The sequence below is a fragment of the Nocardia araoensis NBRC 100135 genome (assembly GCF_000308435.1).
Classification (GTDB): domain Bacteria; phylum Actinomycetota; class Actinomycetes; order Mycobacteriales; family Mycobacteriaceae; genus Nocardia; species Nocardia araoensis.
Genome location: NZ_BAFR01000240.1, coordinates 1 through 492 on the forward strand (window position 1 = coordinate 1; position 492 = coordinate 492).

Genomic DNA, 492 nt, shown 5'->3' on the forward strand with positions numbered 1-492 from the left:
TCTGGGTATTGGAGTCGACCGTGAACGAGGTCGCCGGGGTAGCGCCGAAGCCGACCGCGGTAGCCGTCGACAACCCGAGGCCAGTGATGACGACCGTCGTCCCACCGGCTGCCAGACCCGCGTTCGGGACCACCGCAGTCAGGGTGGGGACCGCGATGTAGGTGTAGGCGATGCCATTGCTGGTTCCGCCCGCTGTGGTGACGGTGACGGATACCGTTCCGGTTCCTGCGGGTGCGACGGCGGTGATCTGGGTGGCGGAGTTGACGGTGAACGAGGTCGCCGGTGTACCACCGAAGTTCACTGCTGTGGCTCCGGACAGGTTGGTTCCGGTGAGGACGACCGTCGTCCCGCCCGACACCGGACCCACGTTCGGGACCACCGCGGTGAGGGTCGGAACCGGAATGTAGGTGTAGGGCAGGCCGTTGCTGGTTCCGCCCGCTGTGGTGACGGTGACGGATACCGTTCCGGTTCCTGCGGGTGCGACGGCGGTGA

1 protein-coding gene is annotated in these 492 nt (G+C 67.1%); it reads right to left on the reverse strand.

Features of this window, described 5'->3' with window-relative positions; genetic code table 11:
- Positions 1–492: IPT/TIG domain-containing protein (locus tag ON21_RS30145; RefSeq protein WP_039803544.1), on the reverse strand; the 492-nt coding region annotated here is incomplete at both ends.